The 22,400-nt window shown below is 70.0% G+C and carries 19 protein-coding genes and 1 pseudogene; 10 read left to right on the top strand and 10 right to left on the bottom strand.

What is annotated here, in order from left to right; translation table 11 throughout:
• Positions 1 to 46: 46 nt before the first annotated feature.
• The 4 genes from M4J07_RS02080 to M4J07_RS02090 form a co-directional block, all read right to left on the bottom strand.
• Positions 47 to 436: a YrdB family protein gene (locus M4J07_RS02080; RefSeq protein WP_255966490.1), complete on the bottom strand. Its 390-nt coding sequence runs from the start codon at positions 434 to 436 to the stop codon at positions 47 to 49.
• Positions 433 to 984 carry an SRPBCC family protein gene (locus M4J07_RS02085; protein WP_255966492.1) on the bottom strand — a complete coding sequence of 184 codons (552 nt, stop codon included), beginning with the start codon at positions 982 to 984 and terminating at the stop codon, positions 433 to 435. Before M4J07_RS02085 ends, M4J07_RS02080 begins: the two co-directional genes overlap by 4 nt.
• Positions 870 to 1,430 carry an AfsR/SARP family transcriptional regulator gene (locus M4J07_RS48430; protein ID WP_374214978.1) on the bottom strand — a complete coding sequence of 187 codons (561 nt, stop codon included), beginning with the start codon at positions 1,428 to 1,430 and terminating at the stop codon, positions 870 to 872. The genes M4J07_RS02085 and M4J07_RS48430 overlap by 115 nt, the downstream gene beginning before the upstream one ends.
• Positions 1,431 to 1,640: 210 nt before the next feature.
• Complete coding sequence (locus M4J07_RS02090) at positions 1,641 to 3,131, bottom strand: MFS transporter (protein ID WP_255966494.1); 1,491 nt, start codon at positions 3,129 to 3,131, stop codon at positions 1,641 to 1,643.
• 304 nt (positions 3,132 to 3,435) lie between these two features.
• On the opposite strand from M4J07_RS02090, the gene M4J07_RS02095 reads away from it, so the two are divergent.
• The 7 genes from M4J07_RS02095 (at position 3,436) to M4J07_RS02125 (ending at position 11,898) form a co-directional block, all read left to right on the top strand.
• Complete coding sequence (locus M4J07_RS02095; protein ID WP_255966496.1) at positions 3,436 to 4,584, top strand: DegT/DnrJ/EryC1/StrS family aminotransferase; 1,149 nt, start codon at positions 3,436 to 3,438, stop codon at positions 4,582 to 4,584.
• 156 nt (positions 4,585 to 4,740) lie between these two features.
• Positions 4,741 to 6,030, top strand: a complete 1,290-nt coding sequence (locus tag M4J07_RS02100) for a nucleotide disphospho-sugar-binding domain-containing protein (protein WP_374214979.1) — start codon at positions 4,741 to 4,743, stop codon at positions 6,028 to 6,030.
• A 31-nt stretch (positions 6,031 to 6,061) separates the two neighbouring features.
• Entirely contained in the window at positions 6,062 to 7,129 is a 1,068-nt protein-coding gene (locus M4J07_RS02105; protein ID WP_255966500.1) for a glucose-1-phosphate thymidylyltransferase, read from the top strand.
• Positions 7,126 to 8,112, top strand: coding sequence for a dTDP-glucose 4,6-dehydratase (rfbB, locus tag M4J07_RS02110; protein ID WP_255966502.1), 987 nt, complete (start codon positions 7,126 to 7,128; stop codon positions 8,110 to 8,112). Before M4J07_RS02105 ends, rfbB begins: the two co-directional genes overlap by 4 nt.
• Before the next feature lie 36 nt (positions 8,113 to 8,148).
• The gene (gene rfbH / locus M4J07_RS02115; protein WP_255966503.1) at positions 8,149 to 9,453 is read left to right on the top strand and encodes a lipopolysaccharide biosynthesis protein RfbH; all 1,305 of its coding nucleotides are present in this window, start codon (positions 8,149 to 8,151) and stop codon (positions 9,451 to 9,453) included.
• Positions 9,454 to 9,499: 46 nt separating this feature from the next.
• Complete coding sequence (locus M4J07_RS02120; RefSeq protein ID WP_255966505.1) at positions 9,500 to 10,888, top strand: NDP-hexose 2,3-dehydratase family protein; 1,389 nt, start codon at positions 9,500 to 9,502, stop codon at positions 10,886 to 10,888.
• A complete protein-coding gene (locus tag M4J07_RS02125; protein ID WP_255966507.1) occupies positions 10,885 to 11,898 on the top strand; it encodes a Gfo/Idh/MocA family protein in 1,014 nt (337 codons plus the stop codon). Before M4J07_RS02120 ends, M4J07_RS02125 begins: the two co-directional genes overlap by 4 nt.
• Positions 11,899 to 12,255: 357 nt before the next feature.
• Here M4J07_RS02125 and M4J07_RS02130 read toward each other — a convergent pair whose 3' ends face one another.
• The 4 genes and pseudogenes from M4J07_RS02130 to M4J07_RS02140 all read right to left on the bottom strand — a co-directional run bounded on the left by M4J07_RS02130 (position 12,256) and on the right by M4J07_RS02140 (position 17,210).
• Entirely contained in the window at positions 12,256 to 13,056 is an 801-nt protein-coding gene (locus M4J07_RS02130; RefSeq protein WP_255966509.1) for an AfsR/SARP family transcriptional regulator, read from the bottom strand.
• Between the two features lie 274 nt (positions 13,057 to 13,330).
• On the bottom strand, positions 13,331 to 16,246 hold the full coding sequence (locus M4J07_RS02135) for an AfsR/SARP family transcriptional regulator (protein WP_255966588.1): 2,916 nt from the start codon (positions 16,244 to 16,246) through the stop codon (positions 13,331 to 13,333).
• 477 nt (positions 16,247 to 16,723) lie between these two features.
• Positions 16,724 to 16,975, bottom strand: a pseudogene (locus M4J07_RS48435) (helix-turn-helix domain-containing protein); the annotation flags it as partial.
• Positions 16,947 to 17,210, bottom strand: a complete 264-nt coding sequence (locus M4J07_RS02140; protein WP_255966511.1) for a hypothetical protein — start codon at positions 17,208 to 17,210, stop codon at positions 16,947 to 16,949. The gene M4J07_RS02140 and the pseudogene M4J07_RS48435, both read right to left, overlap by 29 nt.
• Before the next feature lie 792 nt (positions 17,211 to 18,002).
• Here M4J07_RS02140 and M4J07_RS02145 point away from each other — a divergent pair.
• Positions 18,003 to 18,317 carry a hypothetical protein gene (locus M4J07_RS02145; protein WP_255966513.1) on the top strand — a complete coding sequence of 105 codons (315 nt, stop codon included), beginning with the start codon at positions 18,003 to 18,005 and terminating at the stop codon, positions 18,315 to 18,317.
• Positions 18,318 to 18,521: 204 nt separating this feature from the next.
• Positions 18,522 to 19,115: a peptidoglycan-binding domain-containing protein gene (locus M4J07_RS02150; RefSeq protein ID WP_255966515.1), complete on the top strand. Its 594-nt coding sequence runs from the start codon at positions 18,522 to 18,524 to the stop codon at positions 19,113 to 19,115.
• Between the two features lie 91 nt (positions 19,116 to 19,206).
• On the opposite strand, the gene M4J07_RS02155 is transcribed toward M4J07_RS02150, so the two are convergent.
• Positions 19,207 to 19,602, bottom strand: coding sequence for a RidA family protein (locus M4J07_RS02155; protein ID WP_255966516.1), 396 nt, complete (start codon positions 19,600 to 19,602; stop codon positions 19,207 to 19,209).
• 106 nt (positions 19,603 to 19,708) lie between these two features.
• Between M4J07_RS02155 and M4J07_RS02160 the strand changes: the two genes are divergently transcribed.
• Positions 19,709 to 20,689 carry a helix-turn-helix transcriptional regulator gene (locus M4J07_RS02160; protein WP_255966517.1) on the top strand — a complete coding sequence of 327 codons (981 nt, stop codon included), beginning with the start codon at positions 19,709 to 19,711 and terminating at the stop codon, positions 20,687 to 20,689.
• A gap of 10 nt (positions 20,690 to 20,699) precedes the next feature.
• On the opposite strand, the gene M4J07_RS02165 is transcribed toward M4J07_RS02160, so the two are convergent.
• Positions 20,700 to 22,388, bottom strand: coding sequence for a WD40 repeat domain-containing protein (locus M4J07_RS02165; protein ID WP_255966519.1), 1,689 nt, complete (start codon positions 22,386 to 22,388; stop codon positions 20,700 to 20,702).
• Positions 22,389 to 22,400: the final 12 nt, after the last annotated feature.

Here is a 22,400-nt window from a genome sequence, read left to right on the forward strand (position 1 = left end):
ACCGAGGGCTCGACCTTCCGCCGCGCGAACGCCCGCCGCCAGGTGCTCAGTGGCTGAGCAGCCAGCCGATGCGGTCGTAGGCGAGCACCTGGTAGATGACCATGATCGCCAGCAGCCAGCGGGCGGCCCGGCGCAGATCCGCGAAGTACAGAGCTGCCACCGCGCCGAAGAACACCGCGAGTTCGAGGAGCAGCCGCAGCGGGCCAGGCGTGTGGACGTCGCTCTCGCCCGAGCGCGACGGGTCGTCCGGCACGGCAAAGGTGCCCCACATCCAGCCGACGGCCACCGGCAGCACGACCACCGCGAGCCAGCGCCACGGCGACGGAACAGTGCGCCAGGCCCAGATGCCGAAGCAGACCAGCGAGGTCATTTCGAGCAGGAAGCGGATGCCGAGCACGACGTCGTTGTTGGCGAGCGCCAGAGTCGTGTGACTCACCGGGGGACCTCCGTCTCAGCAGTCTCAGCGGTCTCGGCAGTGGTCCTGAGGGCTTCCAGCCAGTTCTGCAGGACGGTGCGCAGCTTGGCACTGGGAAAGTACAGGGCGATGAGCGGGCCGCCGATGGACTCCTCCGACAGCACGTCGGTGGCGTGCCCGCCGTCGACGGGGGCGAGCCGGAAGCGGTGCACCGCCCGGGTGCCCGCGAGCACGCCGGTCCAGCACAACTCCTGCAGCGGTTCGACCACGGCCAGCGTCGACCTGATGGGCATCCCGCCCAGCTTCCAGCGGAACTGCTCGTCCGGCACGGTGCCCTTCGGTCCCTGCCGCACGGAGGTGACTCCCGGCACCCAGGAGGGCCAGCCCGGCAGATCGTGCAGCAGCCGCCACACGGCGGCCGGGGGAGCTGCGATCCGCACCCGGCTGACGGCGGTCACGGGCGCCCGGTCGTCGATGAGGCCGCCTTTGGCGTAGTGCTGCCGGAGCTCATCCAGCGAGGGTCCGCGGTAGAGGACGCGGCCGAGTAAAGAACGTGAGGCGACTGGCAAGGTGGCTCCCAGAGTGCGTGTGTGGAACGGTGTCGTAGGTCAGGGGAACGGCCGGCCGGCGGGTCTCTGAACCAGATCCCCGCCGCATCCTTCCCCGCCCTCCGACTCCCCAGCCCTGTGAACCGGAGCGTGAGGCCTCCGGCTAAAAGGCAGCAAAACCCGTGCGCCGGAGCGGCAGCAGCGGTACAGGCACACGATCCAGAGGGCGTGCAGACCCTCCTGGAGGGGGGGCTCAACAGCTCCTTGGGAACCGTCCCTTCGGCGGGTGCGAGCGCAGCGGCCAGAGCGTGGCGCAGTTGCTTCACGTACGTCTGCACCGTGCCCGTGGAGGAGCCGGGAGTCGTGCCGTCCCACAGTTTCCGGACCATGGCATCCAGTGACACCTGCCGGCCGAGGTCGGCCGCGAGCAGGGCGAGCACCTGCCGTGCCCTGGCCGCGCTGGGCACAAGGACCGACCGTGCACCGTCACCACGAGCGGCCCGAGGACACCGATCTCCATCTCCCTTTCTCCTTCCGCACTGTGCAGGCCTTCTTCAGGCCTCCGCGGTGACAGTCGCACGAGGGCGCCACCACCGACAGGGAAAGGAACACGTGACAGACGCTGAATCCGTGGGGTGCGGCACATGAGATCTTCACGGGTGCGTCCCTGTCCGGGGTCAGGCCGGCCGGACCGGCGCCTCTTTCCCCGTGTGCGGGGTGCGCACGACCGGCTTTCCCGTCCCTTCGTCCGTCGCGGGGCGGGCCGGACCGGGCAGCAGCAGTCCGGCGAGCACCGCGCCCGCCGCGACGACGACCGCCGCGGTGACGAAGCCCGCTGTCGCGGCGGCTTCGACGCCGGCGCCGGGCGCCGCGGCGCCGACCGTGCCATGCGCGAGGACGGTGCCGACGACGGCGACTCCGACGGCGTTGCCGAGTTCCATCATGGTGTCGCTGAGGGCAGCCGCGTTGCCCGACCGTTCGGGTGTGACCATGGACAACTGGGTGTCCGTCGCGGGACCGAGGGCCAGGCCGACGCCCACGCCGAGCAGCGCGAGCCCGGGCAGGACACCCGGGTAGCCGTCGGCCGCCGCGAGTGTCAGGGCGCCGGCCGCGGCGGCTGCCAGACCGGTGGCGACGCCGCCGCGCGGGCCGGTGCGACGGGCCAGCCACGGGGCGAGGGACGAGCCCGCGCCGACCGCGACCGCGATCGGGGCGAGCGCGAGACCGGCTTTCAACGGGCCGTATGCCAGGCCGAATTGAAGGAACTGGGTGAGGGTGAACAGCGTGCCGGCGAGCCCGCTGAAGAGCAGCATGATGCCGGCGCTCGCGCCGAGGAAGGCGGGACGGCGCAGCAGCGCGAAATCGACCATCGGGCTGGGGTGCCGCCGTTCCCACGCCACGAAGCAGGTGACGCACACCAGCGCGCCGCCGAACGCACCCAGGACGGCGGCCGATGTCCACCCGTCGCCCGAGGCGTGGATGGCGCCGAACACCAGGGCCACCATGACCGCGGAGCCGAGCACCGCGCCCACCGGGTCCAGCGGCCGGGGCACGGGCGCCGCCGACTCCGGCAGCAACAGGAGACCCGCGGCCAGGACGACGGCGACCGGCAGCAGGTTCACCAGGAAGACCGAGCCCCACCAGAAGTGGCCCACAAGGGCGCCGCCGAACACCGGCCCCACGGCCACCCCCAGCGCGGACGCGCTGCCCCAGACGGCCAGGGCGCGCGGCCTCTCGTGCTCGGGGAACACGTCCACCAGGATGGACAGGGTGCCGGGCATGACCAGGGACGCGGCCACGCCCATCACCGCCCGCGCGACGACCAGTTGGGCCGCTCCGTCCGCGGCCAGGGCGAGGAGCGTGCCGACGCCGAACAGCACGACGCCGAGCAGGGTGGCCCGCTTGCGGCCGTACCGGTCGGACAGGGTGCCCGCGGTGAGCAGGCAGGCCGCGAAGACCAGCGAGTAGCCGTCGACGATCCACTGGGCGGTGCCGATGCCGATGTCCAGGTCGTGCATCATGCTGGGCAGCGCGACGTTGAGCAGCCCGTTGTTGAGGATGATCACGAACAGGGCGAGGGAGAGGACCGCGAGCACCGCCCAGCGGCGCGGGTCCGGTGGGCCCGCGAGCCCGGACGTGTGGACATCCTCGTCGTACGTCGACCGCATCGCTGGTCCTCTCCTCGAGCTCACGGGGGCCGGCGCCGGTGCGCGCCCCGACGAGCGTGGCCCCGGCCGCTGAAGTCCCGGTTGTGGAACCGGTCCCACGGCCACCCGAACAGAACTCCTGAATGCTCACGGCTGAAGAACAGTCGAATTCCGTGGTGTACCGGGGTCGGCGCTTTGCCGGACTTTTAGCGCAGCCGCACACGATGGAGCCCCGGCACCGTGTGCTCGTACGGAGCGAACACGTTCGGGAAAACCACTCGAATCGTTCTGCCGTCGCTATCAGCCGGATACACGAAAGGTAGTCATGATCAATCTCTTTCAGCCCCAAGTCGGAGCGGAGGAACTCGCCGCGATTGCCGAGACCTTCGATGACAAGTGGTTGGGACACGGCCCGCGTACCCGGGCCTTCGAGGCTGCTTTCGCGGAGCACATCGACGTGCCTGCCGAACACGTCGTCTTCATCAACTCGGGAACGTCAGGGCTTTTCCTCGCCCTGGAGGCGATGGACCTGCAGGACGGGGACGAGGTGGTGCTGCCGTCCCTCAGCTTCGTCGCGGCCGCGAACGCCGTACTCAGCTGTGGCGCCCGACCGGTCTTCTGCGACGTCGACCCCCGGACCCTCAATCCCACGGTCGAGGACATCGAGCAGGCGCTCACGCCCCGGACCAGGGCAGTGGTCGTCCTGCACTACGGGGGCTCGCCCGGTGACATCGTCCGCATCGCGGACCGTTGCCGGGAGCTGGGCGTCACACTCGTCGAGGACGCCGCCTGCGCGGTGGCCTCCCGGGTGGACGGCCGGGCCGTGGGCTCGTTCGGCGACATCGCCATGTGGAGCTTCGACGCCATGAAGGTCCTGGTCACCGGCGACGGCGGAATGATCTACGTCAAGGACCGGGAACGAGCGGTCCGGACCAGGCGGCTGGCGTACCACGGGCTTGCCCAGCCCAGCGGTTTCGGCCACGCGAAAGTCTCCTCCCGCTGGTGGGAGCTGGACATCCCCGAGCCCGGCCGCCGTGTCATCGGCAACGACCTCACCGCCGCGATCGGCGCCGTACAGCTGCGCCGGCTCCCCGAGTTCGTACGCCGCCGCCAGGAGATCTGCGCGCTCTACGACCGTGAACTGGCCGAGGTGCCCGGGGTGCTGCTGCCCCCCGCCCTGCCGGACGGCCACGAGTCCACCCACTACTTCTACTGGGTGCAGACAGACCCCGAGGTCCGGGACCAGCTGGCCGGCGACCTCTACCAGGACGGCATCTACACGACCTTCCGCTACGCACCGCTGCACAAGGTCCCCGCCTTCGGCTCCCAGAGCCTTCAGCTGCCTCACTCGGACTGGGCCGAGGAACGGACCCTGTGCCTGCCCCTGCATCCCGGCCTGAGCGACGGCGACGTGCGCACGGTCGCGGCGGCCGTGCGCAAGTCTCTAGAGAACCGGCGCCGCACGCTTTCATGAAGCGGACTTTCCGACGGGTGGCCAGGTAAGCGAGAAGTTGCCGCAGGGAATTGCGGGGTGGCCGCACAGCGCAAGTGAACCTTTAGAACCGGCCTGCACTCTGCTGGCGAACGGCAGCTGTCGGCGTCGCACCGACAATCTCGAGGAAGGTCAGCGATGCGTATTCTTTTCAACGTCTTTCCGGCATCGTCGCATGTATATCCAATCGCCCCACTGGCATGGGCACTGCAGAGCGCCGGTCACGAAGTCGTGATGGCCACCACCGAGGCCGGTCTCGACCCGAAGTTGTTCACGAACATCGCCTCGGCCGGCCTCACCTCAGTGTCACTGGGCGGAAAGGAGGAACTCGCCGACTCGCTGGCGCCCCTGCTCGCTGCCGCGAACCGCCCCGACCGACGTACCGCGTCGATCGACCCGGACGACGAGGACACCTGGCGCACCTGCCGGGGCATGCTGACCGACCTGCTCGACGCGCACTATCCGCCGGAGTCGGTCGGCGGCGGTCGCCGGCCGGTCCTGGACACGCTGGTGGAGTTCGCCCGGGACTGGCGCCCGGACCTGGTGCTGTGGGACCCACTGGCGCCGACCGGCGCGGTGGCCGCACGTGCCTGCGGTGCCGCCCACGCCCGCCTCCTGTTCGGCATGGACAACGTCGGTCTGGTCCGGTCCAAGACGCTGCAGGAGCTGGCCGATCCGGCCTCCGGCCTGACGGAGGACCCGTGGCTGCCGTGGCTGGAGCCGGTGCTGGAGCGGTACGGTCTCGACTTCACCGAGGAGACGCTGCTCGGCCAGTGGACCGTCGACCTGACGGCGGCGCGGATGCAGTACCCGCTGGATCTGAGGTACGTACCGGTCCGCTGGATCCCGTACAACGGCGGCAGCGCGTTTCCGCAGTGGCTGCACACCCGGCCCGAGCGGCCCCGGGTGGTGTTCACACTCGGCCAGACCCGCCGGCTCATCGACGGTCCGCAGGGTGGCTTCCCCCTGCGGGAGTTCTTCGACTCCGTGTCCGACCTGGACCTGGAAATGGTCGCGACCCTGAACAGCGACCAGCTGGCCACCGTGGGTACGCTCCCGGACAACATCCGCGCCATCGGATACGTACCGCTCAATCAGATACTGCCCACGAGCTCGGCGGTCATCCACCACGGCGGCGGAGGCACCTCCGGTGCCTGTGTGGCGTTCCAGGTACCGCAGCTGATCGTGCCGATCCCCTTGTGGGACGAGAAGGTCATCGCGCAGCACATCAGCCGCCGGGGCGCGGGACTGGTCGTCGACCCCGCGGCGATCGACGTCGACAGCATGCGCAAGGACCTCGTCCGGCTGCTGACGGAACCGTCGTTCCAGACCGGGGCCCACGACCTGTACGAGGACATGCTGGCCGCCCCGGCACCGAAGGACGTGATTCCGGTACTGGAGAGGCTGACTGCGGAGCATCGCGGCTGAGCGTCCGCACCCACGAAGCGAGAGGACCACTATGAAAGCCCTGGTGTTGGCCGGCGGATCGGGCACCCGTCTACGGCCCTTCAGCTACTCGATGCCCAAGCAGCTCATCCCCATAGCGAACAGGCCGGTCCTGGAATACGTCGTGCGGAACATCCTGGACCTGGGCGTGAACGAGATCGGCATCATCGTCAACAGCCGCGACAACGAGATCCAGCAGGTCCTCGGGGACGGGTCGCGGTTCGGAGCCCGGCTGACCTACATCCGCCAGGAGGACCCCCTCGGTCTCGCGCACACCGTCGCCATCGCCCAGGACTTCCTCGGCGACGACGACTTCGTGATGTACCTGGGCGACAACATGCTGCCCGACGGAATCTCCGACATCGCCGACGACTTCGCCGCCTGCCGCCCGGCAGCCCACATCGTGGTGCGCAAGGTCGCGGACCCGCGAGCCTTCGGCGTGGCCGAGCTGGGGCCCGACCGCGAGGTACTGCGCCTGGTGGAGAAGCCGCAGCGGCCACGCAGCGACCTGGCCCTGATCGGGGTGTACTTCTTCACCGCCGCGATCCACGAGGCGATCGGGGCCATCACGCCCAGCGCCCGCGGCGAGCTGGAGATCACCGACGCGATCCAGTGGCTGGTGACACAAGGCGCGGACGTACGGGCCAGCGAGTACGAGGGCTACTGGAAGGACACCGGGAAGGTCGCGGACGTCCTGGAGTGCAACGCACGCGTCCTGGACAGCCTCCGGCCCGCCGTGCACGGCACCGCCGACGACACCAGCGTGCTGGTGGGGCCGGTCGTCGTGGAAGAAGGGGCACGCATCGTCCGCTCCCGCATCGAGGGGCCGGCGATCATCGGCGCGGGCACCGTGGTGGAGGACAGCCACATCAGCCCCCACACGTCCGTGGGACGCGGCTGCGCGGTCGTCAACAGCCGCCTGGCGCACTCCATCGTCCTGGACGGGGCATCGGTCACCGGCGTGCAGGGCCTGCACAGTTCCCTCGTCGGCCGCTCCGCCTCCGTCGGCATCACCACGCAGAGCACGGACGGCTACCGCCTGGTCGTCGGAGACCACACCCAAGTGGAAGTCGCTGCATGAAGATCCTCGTCACCGGCGGAGCCGGCTTCATAGGCTCCCACTTCGTCCGCAACCTCCTCGCCAACAACTACCCGGACTGGGAGAACGCACGGGTCACCGTCCTGGACAAGCTGACCTACGCGGGCAACCGCAGCAATCTCCCCGCCTCGCACCCGCGTCTGGAGTTCGTCCAGGGCGACATCTGCGACGCGGAACTGCTGCGCGAACTGCTGCCCGGACACGACGCCGTGGTGCACTTCGCCGCGGAATCCCACGTGGACCGCTCACTGGCCGACGCGGGAGCGTTCTACCGCACCAATGTCCTCGGCACCCAGACGCTGCTCCACGCCGTGCTGGACAGCGGTGTCCAGCGGGTCGTGCACGTCTCCACCGACGAGGTGTACGGATCGGTGGAAGAGGGCTCCTGGACCGAGGACTGCCCGCTGCTGCCCAACAGCCCCTACGCAGCCTCCAAGGCCTGCTCCGACCTGGTGGCCCGCACGTACTGGACCACACACCGGGTGAACCTCTCCGTCACCCGCTGCTCCAACAACTACGGCCCGTACCAGCACCCCGAGAAGCTCATCCCGCTGTTCGTCACCAACCTGCTCGAGGGCAAGCAAGTGCCGCTCTACGGCGACGGACGCAACATCCGCGAATGGCTGCACGTGGACGACCACTGCCGCGGCATCCAGCTCGTACTCGACCACGGCCGGCCCGGCGAGATCTACAACATCGGCGGCGGCAACGACCGGACCAACCGCGCCATCACCGAGCGCCTGCTCGATCTGACAGGCCTGGGGCCGGAGATGATCCGGCACGTCGCCGACCGCGAGGCCCACGACCTGCGGTACGCCATCGACGACTCCAAGATCCGCGAAGAACTGGGCTATGCGCCGCTCACCGGCTTCGACGAGGGCCTGGCCGCCACAGCGCAGTGGTACCGCGACAACCCGGGCTGGTGGAAGTCCGCCAAGTACCGAACTGAAGGTGCGGCGGGCTGAGCACCGCGGAGTGCCGGCCAACGGAAAGGAATGACGATGACTGACAACAAGGACATCGTGCTGGACGCGGTCCGCGACTACCACCGGGCGACCGCATCGGACACAGGGTTCAAGCCCGGAGTGACGGAGATCTGGCCGTCCGGCGCGGTCCTGGACGAAGAGGACCGGGTCGCCATCGTCGAGGCCGCACTCACCATGCGCATCGCGGCCGGACCCAGCTCCAAGAAGTTCGAGTCCGACTTCGCCAAGCTCCTGAAGCGGCGCAAGGCCCATCTCACGAACTCGGGTTCGTCGGCGAACCTCCTCGCGATCTCCGCCCTCACCTCGGAGACGCTCGGTGACAGACGCCTGAAACCGGGGGACGAGGTGATCACGGTCGCGGCGGGATTCCCCACCACCGTGAACCCGATCCTGCAGAACGGGCTCATCCCTGTCTTCGTGGACGTGGACCTGACGACGTACAACACGACGGCCGACCGGGTGGCACAGGCGATCGGTCCCAGGACCCGGGCGATCATCATCGCTCATGCGCTCGGCAACCCCTTCGAGGTGGCCGAGGTGGCCCAGCTCGCCAAGGACCACGACCTCTTCTTCGTCGAGGACAACTGCGACGCGGTCGGCACCCTCTACGACGGCCGGATCACCGGCACCTTCGGAGACCTGAGCACGGTCAGCTTCTACCCCGCGCACCACCTCACCATGGGCGAGGGCGGCTGCGTCCTCACCAACAACCTCCGCCTGGCCCGCGTGGTGGAGTCACTGCGCGACTGGGGACGGGACTGCTGGTGCGAACCGGGCAAGAACAACACCTGCTTCAAACGGTTCGAGTACCAGATGGGCAACCTGCCCGCAGGGTACGACCACAAGTACATCTTCTCCCACGTCGGTTACAACCTGAAGGGAACCGACATCCAGGCGGCACTGGGCCTGACCCAGCTCGCCAAGCTCGACGGCTTCGTCGAGGCACGACGCCGCAACTGGCGCCGTCTGCGCGAGGGCCTGGACGGCCTTCCGGGCCTGCTGCTCCCCGAGCCGACCCCACGGTCCCTACCGAGCTGGTTCGGCTTCGTCATCACCGTCGACCCGAAGGCCCGCTTCACGCGTGCCGAACTGGTCGCACACCTGGAAGAACGGAAGATCGGAACCCGGCGGCTCTTCTCCGGCAACCTCACCCGGCAGCCGGCCTACATCGGCCGCCCCCACCGCATCGTCGGCGACCTCACCAACAGCGACATCATCACCGAGCACACCTTCTGGATCGGCGTCTACCCAGGGCTCACGGACGAGATGCTGGACTACGTGGTCGCCACCATCAAGGAGTTCGTGGCCGAGCGCGGCTGAGAGCCTGCCACACCCACATCACCAGAGAGCCAGGGGAGTTACGTCGATGCCGTCCCATGTCCTCCAGAGGCGTGCGGTCCAGAGCCTGCCGGCACGTATCGCCGCGTCGGCCACGACCAACCAAGGAGTGCAGCTGCCCACCGAGCACTTCGACGGCTGGCTGGCCGAACGACGCAAAGCCAACACCTTCCGCGTGGACCGCATACCCTTCGCGGAAATGGAGGGCTGGTCCTTCCAGGAGCACACCGGGAATCTGGTGCACCGGAGCGGCCGCTTCTTCACCGTCGAAGGACTGCACTTCACGGAGGACGGCCCGCCCCATGGCGATGGCCCGCACAGCGACTGGTACCAGCCCATCATGCGGCAGCACGAGGTAGGTGTCCTCGGCATCCTCGTCAAGGAGTTCGACGGGGTGCTGCACTTCCTGATGCAGGCGAAGATGGAACCGGGCAATCCGAACCTGCTCCAGCTCTCGCCCACGGTCCAGGCGACCCGCAGCAACTACACCAAGGCCCACCAGGGCGGAGACGTCAAGTACATCGAGCACTTCGTCGGTCCGGACCGCGGCCGCGTCATCGTGGACGTGCGCCAGTCCGAACACGGCTCATGGTTCTCGCGGAAGTCCAACCGCAACATGGTCGTGGAGGCGGTGGGCGATGTGCCGCTGCTCGACGACTTCTGCTGGCTGACCCTCGGCCAGATCAATGAGCTGCTGCACCGGGACAACGTCATCAACATGGACTCACGCACGGTGCTGTCGTGCCTGCCCACCGACGACACATCGGACGACGCCCTGCTCACCGACACCGAACTGCTCTCGTGGATCACCGGTGAGCGCACCCGGCACTGCGTGCGCACCGCACCAGCCCCCCTGGACCAGCTCCCCGGCTGGAAGCGCCGCGACAGCGTCATCGAACACGAGACGGGCCGCTACTTCAACGTCGTGGCCGTGTCCGTCCAGGCGGGGAACCGCGAGGTGACCGGCTGGACCCAGCCCCTGTTCGAGCCGGCCGACCAGGGCGTCCTCGCCTTCCTCACCCGCGAGATCGAGGGCACCCCGCACGTCCTGGTGCAGGCCCGGGTCGAACCCGGCCTCGTCGACACCGTCGAGCTGGCACCGACCGTGCAGTACACCCCGCACAACTACGCCCACCTGCCGGAGCAGGAGCGCCCCCCGTTCACGGAATCGGTGCTCCACGCCGCCGGCGACCGAATCCGCTACGACGTCGTGCACGCCGAGGAGGGAGGCCGATTCCTCAACGCCGAGAACCGCTGCCTCATCGTCGAGGCGGACGCCCCGCTGAATCCTCCGCCCGGCTACGCCTGGGTCACCCGAGCGCAACTCACCTCCCTGGTCCAGCACAGCCACTACCTCAACGTCCAGGCCCGCACCATGCTCGCCTGCCTCAACGCGATGAAGACCGGAACCCGATGACCGCCCCACTCCGGGTCGGGGTCATCGGATGCGCGAACATCGCGGTACGCCGGATGCTCCCCGCCTTCGCAGCCAGTCCCGACATCGAGGTCGTGGCGGTCGCCAGCCGCGACCCGGACAAGGCACGGCGGGTCGCGGACAGCTTCGACTGCCGTGCCGTCCACGGGTACGCAGAGCTCCTGGCACGGGACGACATCCATGCCGTCTACGTGCCGTTGCCCGCAGCCGTGCGACCCCGATGGGTCGAAGCGGCACTGCGCACGAACAAACACGTCCTCGCCGAGAAGCCCATCTCGACCGAATACGCCTGCACCAGAGACTTGTTCGAGCTCGCCGCCTCTCGTGGCCTGGTGCTCATGGAGAACGTCATGTTCGTCCATCACCGCCGGCACGCAGCCGTGCGGCGCCTGCTCGCCGACGGGGCACTGGGCGAACTGCGGTCGTTCTACGCGGCATTCACCATCCCGCCGCTTGCGGACAGTGACATCAGGTACCGGCCGGAGCTCGGCGGCGGGGCCCTGATGGACGTCGGGATCTATCCCCTGCGGGCCGCACTGCACCTCCTGGGCCCCGAGCTCGACATCATCGGCGCCTCCCTGACCCAGGGGACGGGACGACAGGTCGACACCTCCGGCGCCGCACTGCTGTGCACGCCCGGCGGCGTCACGGCCCAGATCACCTTCGGCATGGAGCACACCTATCGCTCGGCCTACGAACTGCGGGGCAGCGAAGGCAGCCTGACCGTCGACCGGGCGTTCACCCCGCCCGCCGAGGATGTCCCGGTGATCAGTCTCCACCGTGGCGCGAAGGCCGAGGAGATCCGCCTGGAGCCGCACGACCAGGTGGCGGCCACCGTAGCCGCCTTCGCCGCCGCGGCGCGTGCCGGAACCCCGCCGGACACCAGCGACACCCTGCGGCAGTCAGAACTCCTCAGCAGGATGATCCAGATCGCCGCGCGCAGCGAACACACGGCTTGGGGGATTGCTCAGGACCTCAAGACCTCAGCCTGAATCCACCATCGCCTACCAAGGGCACCGCACACCGGACGGCGGCCGCTGATCGGCCTCCTCCTGGGCGCGAGCTCCTGGTCGGCCGCCGGCCCCACCGCCGCCGACGGCGCCGAGACGCACGGCCTCGGCCTCCAGGTCACCGTGAACACCGGCCCGGCACCGGCGTGCTGCGGCCCGGCATCCGCAGCCCGCCGGGGCCGCGGCACCGGGCGTGACGACGGCGGTCGGACCGGAGGGGCGGCGGACGTCCGGGTCCCGGCGTGCGGACACGGACGGGTCCACCGCCCGACCGGCCGGACGCCTCGACGCACGGTGGAGCGGGCCCCGGCAGGCACGCCACGAGCATGCGGTCGACCGCTAAAAGACAGCCAAATCGGATGCGCTGGACGACAGCGCCGGGTCCCCGTTGAGGATCGCCCGGTGCAACTGCTGCAACTGCTGCGACGGCTCGATCCCCAACTCGCTGGTGAGCGAGGCACGCAACCGCCGGAACGTCTCCAGCGCCTCGTCCGAACGGCCGCAGCGGTGCAGCGACAGGATCAGCAGGGCGTGCAGGTTCTGCTGCAGCGGATGATGAGCGGTCAGCACGCTCAACTCGCCGATCAGTTCGGCGTGCCGCCCCAGCAGCAGGTACGCGCTGGTCCGCCGCTCCAGCGCACCGCGCCGCACCTCGTCGAGGCGCCGCACCTCGGACTCCAGGACCGGCCCCGTCCGCACGTCGGCCAGCACCGGCCCGCGCCACAGCGCCAGCGCCCGGTCCAGCAGCGCCGCCGCCTCCTCGGGCTCCCGCCGGGCCAGCGCCCGCTGCCCGCGCAGCGTCAGCTGCTCGAAGACCTGACTGTCCAGATCGGCCCCCGGCAACTCGAACAGGTAACCCGTGTGCGTGCGGCGCAGCACCGTCTTCGCGTCGGGCCCGCCGTACGGCGCCAGCGCGGCGGACAACGCACGCCGCAACTGCTTCACGTACGTCTGCACCACCCCCGCGGGCCCACCCGGCGGCGAGTCGTCCCACAACTCCCGCTCGATGGCGCCCAGCGAAACGTGCTGCCCGAGATTGGCCGACAGCAGCGCGAGCACCTGGCGGGGTTTGGCGGCACTGGGCACCAGCGACACACCGTGCGTCCGCACCACGAGCGGCCCGAGGACGTCGACCTCCATAGCTGCTGCTCCTTCCCCCAGTCGCAGGCGTCTGAAAAGTGACGGTCGCATACGCGCCAGGGGCCGGACAGGGAACGGGGCACGGACCCGCCGTGAGTTCACGGGGGCCACCCCCATGACATTTTCATGCCCACCCCGTCTCCCCGCCCTGAACGCGCGGCGCCTGCGGTGGCCTGCGCCTTTCCACCGGTCAGGCCCGCGACGGGCGGCACCACATCCGCGCGCAGCGCCGGCACCGTGCTGCTGATCACGTGGGCAGCACCTGGCCGCCCACTCAGGACGGGCACTCTGGCGGTTCAGGCCCTCGTTCGATGAGTGCCCGAAGTTCGGCCGCCCCCGCACTCCCTGTTTGCTCGAGGAGGAAGAGAGCTTCATGCCAGCAGGCCTTGGCCCGATCCGCCTGACCAAGCGCCGCGAGGGCACGCCCCAGGAGGGTCAGGACGTTTCCGCGCATCGGCTCTCCCCCGATGCAGCGCAGTGCGAGGGCCTGCTCGGCGTGCCGGGCCGCCTGCGCGGGTCGACGGTCGGCGAGGTGGACTTCGGCGATCCGGAAGTGGGTCGTTCCCTCCCACAGCCGCTGCCGGTGGGTGCCGAAGACTGCCAGGGCCTCGCTGAACTGTGACAGGGCTTCGGAGTACTCACCGACCTGGGTGAGCGCGACCCCCACAACGTAGTGGCCGTCTGCGAGGCGCACCGTCCGGCCGAATCCGGCGTGCACGGCGAGACTGCGCCGCGCGATCTCGACCGCGTCGGAGGTGTCGCCGAGGCCGAGATGGGCTTGTGCGAGGTTGCCCAGGCTGGTTGCCTCGAACGGCCGGTTTCCGAGTGCCTGGAACCCGCTGATGGCCTGGTCGAAGAAGGCCTTGGCATCCGCGTGGCGGCCTTGGCGCAGACAGATGAGGCCTCGGTTGTTGGCCACCCGGCTGCGGGCGGTGTCGTCGTGCGCGGAATCCGCGAGTCGGGCGGCGAGCGCCGCCTGTTCCTCCGCCTGCCCGGCGTGGCCGGAGTCGAGGAGAACGTCGGCCAGGATCGTGCGTGCCCTGCCCTCGGCCCGGGCGTCACCGAGAGCGTTGGCAGCGTCGCACATGGCCCTGCTGGTCGTTTCGTACTGGTGGGAGATGGCCCCCGATTCGCTGAGGTCCCTGGCCGCCCAGAGCAGGTCGACCGCACGCCTCAGCCGGTCCGCGCCCGCGTTCTGGCGTACGCAGGCCAACAGACAGGATGCCTCCGAGTACAGCCAGTCGAGAGCCGCGGACTCGCCGGCGAAGCTCAGCCCGGGACGGGTGGTCGGCTCCAGGTCGGCCACGAGCCGGTCGCCGGGCCGCTCGATCGCATACACAGCCGCGGCGGTGGCCAGGTAGAAGTCCAGCAGTCGCGACGTCGCCGCGTCGCGCTCGCTCGGCGGCTGCTCGTCCCGTTCCGCGCACGCGCGCGCGTAGAGCCGCACCAGGTCGTGGTACCGGTACCGCCCTGGCGCCGCCGACTCCAGCAGTGAGGTGTCGACCAGGGACTCCAGGAGGTCTTCCGTCTCCTCGGCGTCCAGGTCCAGCAGCGCGGCGGCGGCCGCCAGGGAGATGTCCGGACCGTCGGCCAGCCCCAACAGCCGGAACGCACGTGCCTGGGCGGGCTCCAGGGCACCGTAGCCCAACTCGTAGGTGGCCTTGACCGCGAGGTCGCCGGCCTGGAGTTCGTCGAGGCGGCGGCGTTCGTCGGCCAGTTTCGCCGCGAGGACCGAGACCGTCCAGGTGCGGCGGGCCGCGAGGCGGGACGCCGCGATGCGGATGGCGAGGGGGAGGAAGCCGCAGGCCGCGACCACGTCCAGGGCTGCATTGCGCTCCGACGCCACCCGCTCATCGCCCACGATCTTCGTGAAGAGCGACAGCGCCTCGCTCGGTGACATCACGTCCAGGTCGACCAGGTGGGCGCCCACGAGGTCGACCAGGCGGGTCCGGGACGTCACCAGGGCCGCGCAGCCCTCGGTGCCCGGCAGCAACGGCCGTACCTGGGCGGCGTCCTGGGCGTTGTCCAGCAGGACCAGGACCCGGCGGCCGTCCAGCACCGCGCGAAACAGGGCCGCCCGTTCTTCGAGTGAGTCCGGGATCGCCGAGTCCGCCGTGCCGAGGGCCCGCAGGAACGAGCCGAGGACCGTCTCCGGTTCCGCCGCCCGTGCTCCCGCGCCCTGGAGGTCCACGTACAACTGGCCGTCGGGGAAGGCCGGTCGGGCCGCGTGTGCGACATGGACCGCCAGCGTCGTCTTGCCCACGCCGCCGATGCCCGCGACCGCCGACACCGCCATGACCGAGCCCGTGCCCGTCTCCGACGAGGCGGACGAGAGCACGTCGCTCAGTTCGCGTACGAAGGAGGCCCGGCCGGTGAAGTCCGGGACGGTAGCGGGGAGTTGGGTGGGCTTGATAGGGGCGGCGGAGGGGGCCGCGGCCGGGGACGAGGGTTCGGCCAGGGCGGGGTCCGCCTGGAGGATGCGTTGCTGGAGTTCCGAGAGGCCCGGGCGCGGGTCCACGCCCAGCTCGTCGGCGAGCAGGCGCCGCGTGTCCGCGTAGACCGCGAGGGCCTCGGCCTGGCGGCCGCTCCGGTACAGGGCCAGCATCAGCAGTTCGCGCAGCCGCTCGCGCAGCGGGTGCGCCGCGACCAGGGCCGTGAGTTCCGAGACCGCCTCCGCGTGGCTGCCCTGCTCCAGGTCCATGTCCAGGCGGGATTCCAGGAGTTGGAGACGCCATTCCTCCAGGCGGGTGCGCTGGGTCTCGGCGTAGGGGCCGGGCACGTTCGCCAGTGGTTCGCCGTCCCACAGGCTCAGCGCCTCGTTCACCAGGGACCTCGCCCGGCACAGGTCGCCGGTCCGTCTGACCTGCTCCGCGTCCGACCAGAGGGATTCCGCCGAGGCCAGGTCGAGGGCGTCGGTGCTGAGCGAGCGGATCGCGTAGCCGCCCGACTCGCTGATCAGGACGCCCGGGTCGAGGACCTTCCGGAGGCGGGAGGCGTAGGTGCGGAGGGCCGCGAGGGCCTGTTGCGGGGGCTCCTCGCCCCACAGTGCGTCGATCAGTTCGCCGGCCGTGGCCGTGCGGCCCTCGCGCAGGAGGAGAGCGGCGAGGAGGGCTCGCTGCTGGGGCGAGCCCGTCGCGAGCGGCTCCCCGTCGCGCCAGGCCCGGACCGGTCCGAGCACGCTGAACCGCAGACCCGATCCCCGAACCTCCGTCGTGGGCGTCGTGGGCGTCGTGGGCGTCGTGGGCGTCGTGGGTGCAAGGGGTGCAAGTGCTGCAAGGGGTGCCGTCTCTCCTGCACGTGGCGCGACTTCGCGCGGAGCACGCCCGAGAACACGTCTCCACGCGTCAATCCACGGAGGATGCTGTGTCTCGGTGACCCCGCAGGCCACCAGGAACCCGATCAGCTGATGCTCGTCGCGGGGCACAGTACGGCCCTTCACGATGCGATGCGCCGTACTGTGCGGCAGCCTGCCCAGACCGCCGGCCCGTTGCTCCATCTCACGCACCGTGGGCCGGCCCGCCCTCGCATAGAGCTCCTGCAGGCCGGCCGTGAACGTGCCGATTCCGTCGACGTACACCGGACTTGGCGCCGGCCGACCGAAGGCAGACCCGTAAGACTCGCCTCTACGAGCCTGCCTCCACAGGTCCATCGCCACGTCGACCGGTGCATCGCAGGCCCGTGCGTACGCCTGAACGATGCGCGCGCTGGGTACGCCTTGTCCCGACGCCGCGCGTTGCAGCGTCGTGGCATGACATCCCGCACGTTCCGCCAGCCGGGCATAGGACCATCCGCCGGCCGTGCGCTGTGCGCGCAGCCAACTGGCCAGTCTGTCCAGGGCCCCGTTGGACGTGGCTATCGGTTTCTCCCTGCGCCCCACGGCCGGTGCGCACCTAGGGTGCCGGGACCGCGCGCGCCACACGCACGATCAGTGACCCCAGCTGTTTCCCTCCGCCCCGCAGGGCCAGGAGGGTGCCCGCCGCGACCAGACCGGCACCGCCCAGCACCGTCAGGGTCGCCGATGTCTCCAGGCCGCTGCGTGACAACAGGCAGGCCAGGACCGTGATGACGACGATGACCACCGCATCGGGGGTCGAGAGCCTGTTGTGGGGTGCGTCGTTCACGACGCACCCCACCGCGTGAGATGAGCGGGGCATGTCCTGCCTCCTGAGTTCTACGCCCGCGCTCAGGGCGCGTCGGCGTGTTCCGGGCTCCAGGTACGTCACCCAACCGGTGTTTGCCGACACCGGGATGGGGCCTGCATCGTGGCACCGTCCGATCGCGCCGGGCCAGCCCTCCGCAACCATTGATGCGCCGGTGTCCACGGCGCGGCCCTGCCCGCAGCAATCGGCGTCCAGGGCGATCGCGGCTGTGATCTGGCCATAGGCACCACAGGGCACCCGTGGGGATCCGGCCCGTCGGAAGATAGATGCGGCGCTATCCCAATCGGCCTTCCGACGATCGTCCCGGCCGGGCGTCGGCGCAGATCCTTCCAGCGATCATCTCGACCCCTGACCTGGCAGTAGCCGCCTCGTGGAGCTGACGGCCGGACCGGCCGTTCAGCAAATGTTTGCTGCTCCGGGAGACGCTTCTCTGCGTCGAACAGGCCCGACGTGGGAATCGTCAGGTCACTCCTGTGAGTCACGGGCTCCACCCATGCGATCAGGAACCCAGCGGATACACGTTGCCGCGTGATCCGCACAAGATCGGCGCTCTGTACGCAGAGCGCCGATCTTGCATGTCACCAGCTTGCGCGGAGTGCGTGGGCGGCGAACGAACGCGGCCCACCGGGCGACCCCGGCACAGGGCGCGTATCAGGCAAAGGGCGCGGCCGTCACCACCGGAGCAGCGGGGGTCCCCACCGCCGCTCAAACGGGCCTCTACTCCCGTACGACACCGTGGGGGAGCGGCACCCGCGGTGGCGTGCCGCTCCGACAGGAGGTCCAGGGATGGACGCGACACCACACAACGCCATGAGCGCCACACTGTCCGGCCTGCTCGCCGCCCAGGCCCTCCAGGAACGCAACAAGACGCTCGCCCGCGCCCTGCTCGCCGCGGGCCACCACCGGCCGCACTACGAGTCGCTGCTCGCCGAGGGCGACCGGGTCAGCGCGCGGATCACCCTCACGACGGGCCCCGCGCCCCGCACCCTCGTCGCCGAGTTCCGGTTCGACGCGCAGGGCGCGGTCAGCGAGTACCACGACTTCCTGGTACCGGCCGGTCTCAACTCCACAGCGGTCGCGGTCGGTTCACCCGTGGCCTGACGTCACGCACCACGCCCGCCTGCAGTGAACGGAACTGCCCGTTCCGCCAAGGTGACCTGGGCTTTTCAGGCTGAGCCGAAGTGCCTGGCAGGGGTGTCCCCGGCTACGGGACGATCGGACCCGACCAGGTGCGGCGGGGCACATCACCCCGGCCGCACGCTCGGGCCGGGGCCTGTTCCCGGCCGAACGGACGGGGGACCTACCTTGATCTTCACCACGACACGAGCCCGCCGGGCGGCGGGTGTCATCGCCGCGCTCGCGGCCGGAGCGCTGGCCATAAGTGCCCCTGCCGCGTCCGCCTCCGCGGCAGGCGGGTTCATCAGCGGCGGCGGCTCGGTGTACGACGACTTCGGGGACGAGGGCACCATCTCGACGACGTCGGCCTACCGGAACTCCAACGTCGCCTGCCTGTGGCAGCAGATCCTGTGGGCCGAGGGCGTCAAGGAGAGCAACGGGACCGCCTTCGACAAGTCGGACGCGGACGGCCGGTTCGGTGCCAACTCGGCTTACGCCACCAAGCAGTTGCAGAAGCGCTGGGGCCTGACCGCCGACGGTGTCGTCGGCAAGGGCACCTTCGGCAAGGTGGACACCAAGCGGCAGCAGATCGGCGGCGAGTGGACCGGAAGGCTGCTGCACGTCGGGACCGACACCAGCGACCCCGACGAGTACTACAAGCTCAGGTACTACGGGAAGAGCGAGACGCTCACGTTCTACCGGGACGACACCGGCCGCTACCGCTTCCACACCGGACAGAACTCCTTCGCGTACGTGGCCTACGGCCACAACAGCTGCGACTGACGACCGACGGGGAGGGGCGAGTCGATCGCGGTGGTGATCGCCGCCCCTACCCGGCCCGGTGCATAGGTCCGGCCCACCCCGCTCTCTCACCTCACTCGACCGCGGTCCCCTCCAGCTCGACCAACAGACCGGGCATCGCCAGCCGCCTCACGCCGAGCATCGTGGAGGCCGGTGCCACCCGGGCGGCGGCAAGGCGCGCCGCCAGTACGCCGTAGTGCTGGAGGAGGAGGTCGACGTCGGTCGTGCAGACGTTCAGGCGGACCAGGTTCGCGAGCGTCATGCCGGCCTCGGCGAGCACCGCCTCCAGGTTGTCGACGCTCAGCGCCAACTGCGCCGCCATGTCACCGTCGTGCAGGGGCTTGCCGTCGTCGCTCGTCGCGGTCTGTCCGGAGGCGTACGGGGTGCGCGTCTGCCCGGAGACGACTTCCCCCTGGTTGAACCCCAACTCCACCGACCATGGCACCGGGTTGACCGCTGTTCGCTGCATCGTCGCATCAGCTCCATTCGTATTCGGCTGCGCCGTCGTGGAACGAGCCTCGCGACAATTCACGACACCCTCCGTCATGTATGCGCTCGTTCGCTACGGTTCGCGGATGCGCGCCGACCGATTGGTCTCGCTGGTCCTCCTGTTGAGGCAGCGCGGCCGGATGACCGCGGACACCCTCGCCGCCGAACTGGAGGTGTCCACGCGCACGGTGCTGCGCGACATCGAGGCGCTGTCCTCGGCAGGGGTGCCGGTCTACGCCGAACGCGGCCGGTACGGCGGCTTCGAGCTGCTGCCCGGCTTCCGCACCGAACTCACCGGCCTCAACCACGACGAGGCACTCGCCCTGCTCGCCGCCGGACCGGGCCGCGGCGACCAGGTCTTCGGCCTCGGCCCGGCGCTCGCCTCGGCCGTGCGCAAGGTGGTCGACGCGCTGCCCGCCGGTCACGGGACCACGGCGAGCGACGCGGCCCGGCGCTTTCTCGTCGACCCGGAGACCGATCTGCTGTCCCGCAGGCCGGCCACCGAGGACGTACCCGCCACCACCATGACCGAGGTCAGGCGCGCGGTCCTCACCGGCCACCGCCTGCGCATCCACTACGAGGCCACGGGCCGGGCACCCCAGTGGCGCACGATCGACCCGATCGGCCTGGTCACCGTGCGCGAGAAGGGCTACCTGCTGGCCACACGGGAGGGCGCGGACCGCACCTACCGCCTGTCCCGGATACGAGCGGCCGAGACACTTCCCGAACCGGCTCAGCGCCCCGACTCGGTGGACCTGGACCGGATCTGGCGGGAACGCTCGGACCAGTTCTTCGCGAGCAGCGACCACCTCACCGTCCTGCTGCGGCTCGCCCCGTCCCGCCGGGAAGAACTCCTGGACACCGCCCTGGCCGTCCGCGCCGAAACCCCCGACACCGCCACCGACGGCTGGCTCCGACTCGAAGCGCCCTTCCAGGACACCCGCCACGCCGAGTGGGCCCTGTGGCAACTGGGCCTGGACGCCGAGGCATTGAGCCCGGTCTCACTCCGTACTTCTCTGCGTCGCCGTGCGGCCGCGCTCGCGGCACGGTACGTCGCGCCGACGTGAACCGATCGCACTACGACGTCTTCGTGTCCTGACGGCACGTCGGATCCGACGGCTGGCCGGAGAGGTATGTGGCGCGCTCGTCAGCCGTGAAGTCGCGGCCCAGGGACCGGCAGATCTTGGCGATCGTCTTCTCGAGCGCAGGAAGACCGACGTCCCACAGCCGTACGGTGTGATCGATGCTGGCGGTGGCCAGTGTGCGGCCGCCCCGATTCAATGACATGGCGATGACGGGGCCGGTGTGGCCGGTGAGAGTGCTGCGCAGGCGGCCAGTAGCCGTGTCCCACAGGCGAGTTCGGCGATCCGTGTTCGCGGTGACGAAGGTGTGGCCGTCCGGGCTGAAGGCCAGCGCCATGATCGTGCCGTTCTGACTGGCGATCGTTCCGAGTCCCTCGCTACGGCTTCGTTGGGGCTGCCCGGTGGCCGTGTCCCAGAACCACACGACTCCGTCGGCGCTACCGGCCAGGGTCCGGCCGTCAGGGCTGAACGCCACCTTTGTGTCGCCGTCGAGCCCCAGTTGGTACTCCAGGACGGCACGTGAGCGCATAGTGCGCATGTTCCACAGCCGTACGGTGAGGTCACCCGCGGTGGCGAGCGTGCGACCGTCGGGGCTGAACGCCACTGACCCGACGGAGTTCTGGTGTCCGGTGAGAGTGGCGCGGACGCGGCCGGTTCCGGTGTCCCAGATACGGGTGGCGTGGTCGCCGCCACCGGTGGCGAGGGTGTGCCCGTCGGGGCTGAATGCGATGGAGTAGACGCCCTTCTGGCGCGCGGTGAGAGTGGAGCGCAGATGGCGGGTTCGCGTGTCCCACAGCCGAACCGTGTCATCGCTCGCGACGCCGAAGGTTCGGCCGTCCGGACTGAACGCGAAGGCGTCGACGCCGTTCTCCTGTGCGCCGATGGTGGCCCGTAGGCGGCGGGTTCGCGTGTTCCACAGCTGCACCGTCGTGCCTGCCGTGGTCGCGAGCGTGCGGCCGTCCGGGCTGAACGCGATCGCGTACACGAAGTTGCGGGATCGGCTGATCGTCCGGCCCACGGGCGTGTTCCACAGTCGCACCGTGTGGTCGTCGCTGCCGGAGGCGAGGGTGCTGGCGTCGGGGCTAAAGGCGAGCGACGTGACCCTGCCGGCGTGTCCGGTGAGGGTGGTGTGCGGCCGGTTGGGCTTGCGGGCCGTGGTCCTGGCGGGGTTCCTGGAGTCCCAGACCTCGATGACGTTGTCCCAGCCACCGGCGGCGACAGTGCGACCGTCCGGGCTGAAGGCGACGGCATCCACACTGTCCTGGTTGCCGGTGAGCGCGGTGCGACGGCGGCCGGTTGTGGTGTCCCAGACCTGGACGACGCTACTGGAGCCACCGACTGCGAGGGCACGGCCGTCCGGGCTGAACGCCATGGCCGACACACTGTCCTGACGTCCGGTGAGGGTGGTGCGAAGCCGGCCACGATCGACGTCCCACAGCCGCACCGTCTTGAAGCCGTTGTCCGTGGTGGCGAGCGTGTGGCCGTCCGGGGCGAACTTGATCCCGACGACGAGGGCGTCGGTGGGGTGGCGGAAGCTGTTGCGCAGACGGCCGGTCGCGGTGTCCCAGACCTGGATCCGGTGGGAGCCGCTGGTGGCGTAGAGGCGGCCGTCAGGAGTGAAATCCGCCGCGTCGATGCCGGATGAGTCGAGAGTGACGGCCGGGTGCGGGTGTCCGGTCGCCATGTCCCACAACTG

It is taken from the genome of Streptomyces longispororuber, from assembly GCF_024448165.1.
Lineage (GTDB): Bacteria > Actinomycetota > Actinomycetes > Streptomycetales > Streptomycetaceae > Streptomyces > Streptomyces longispororuber_A.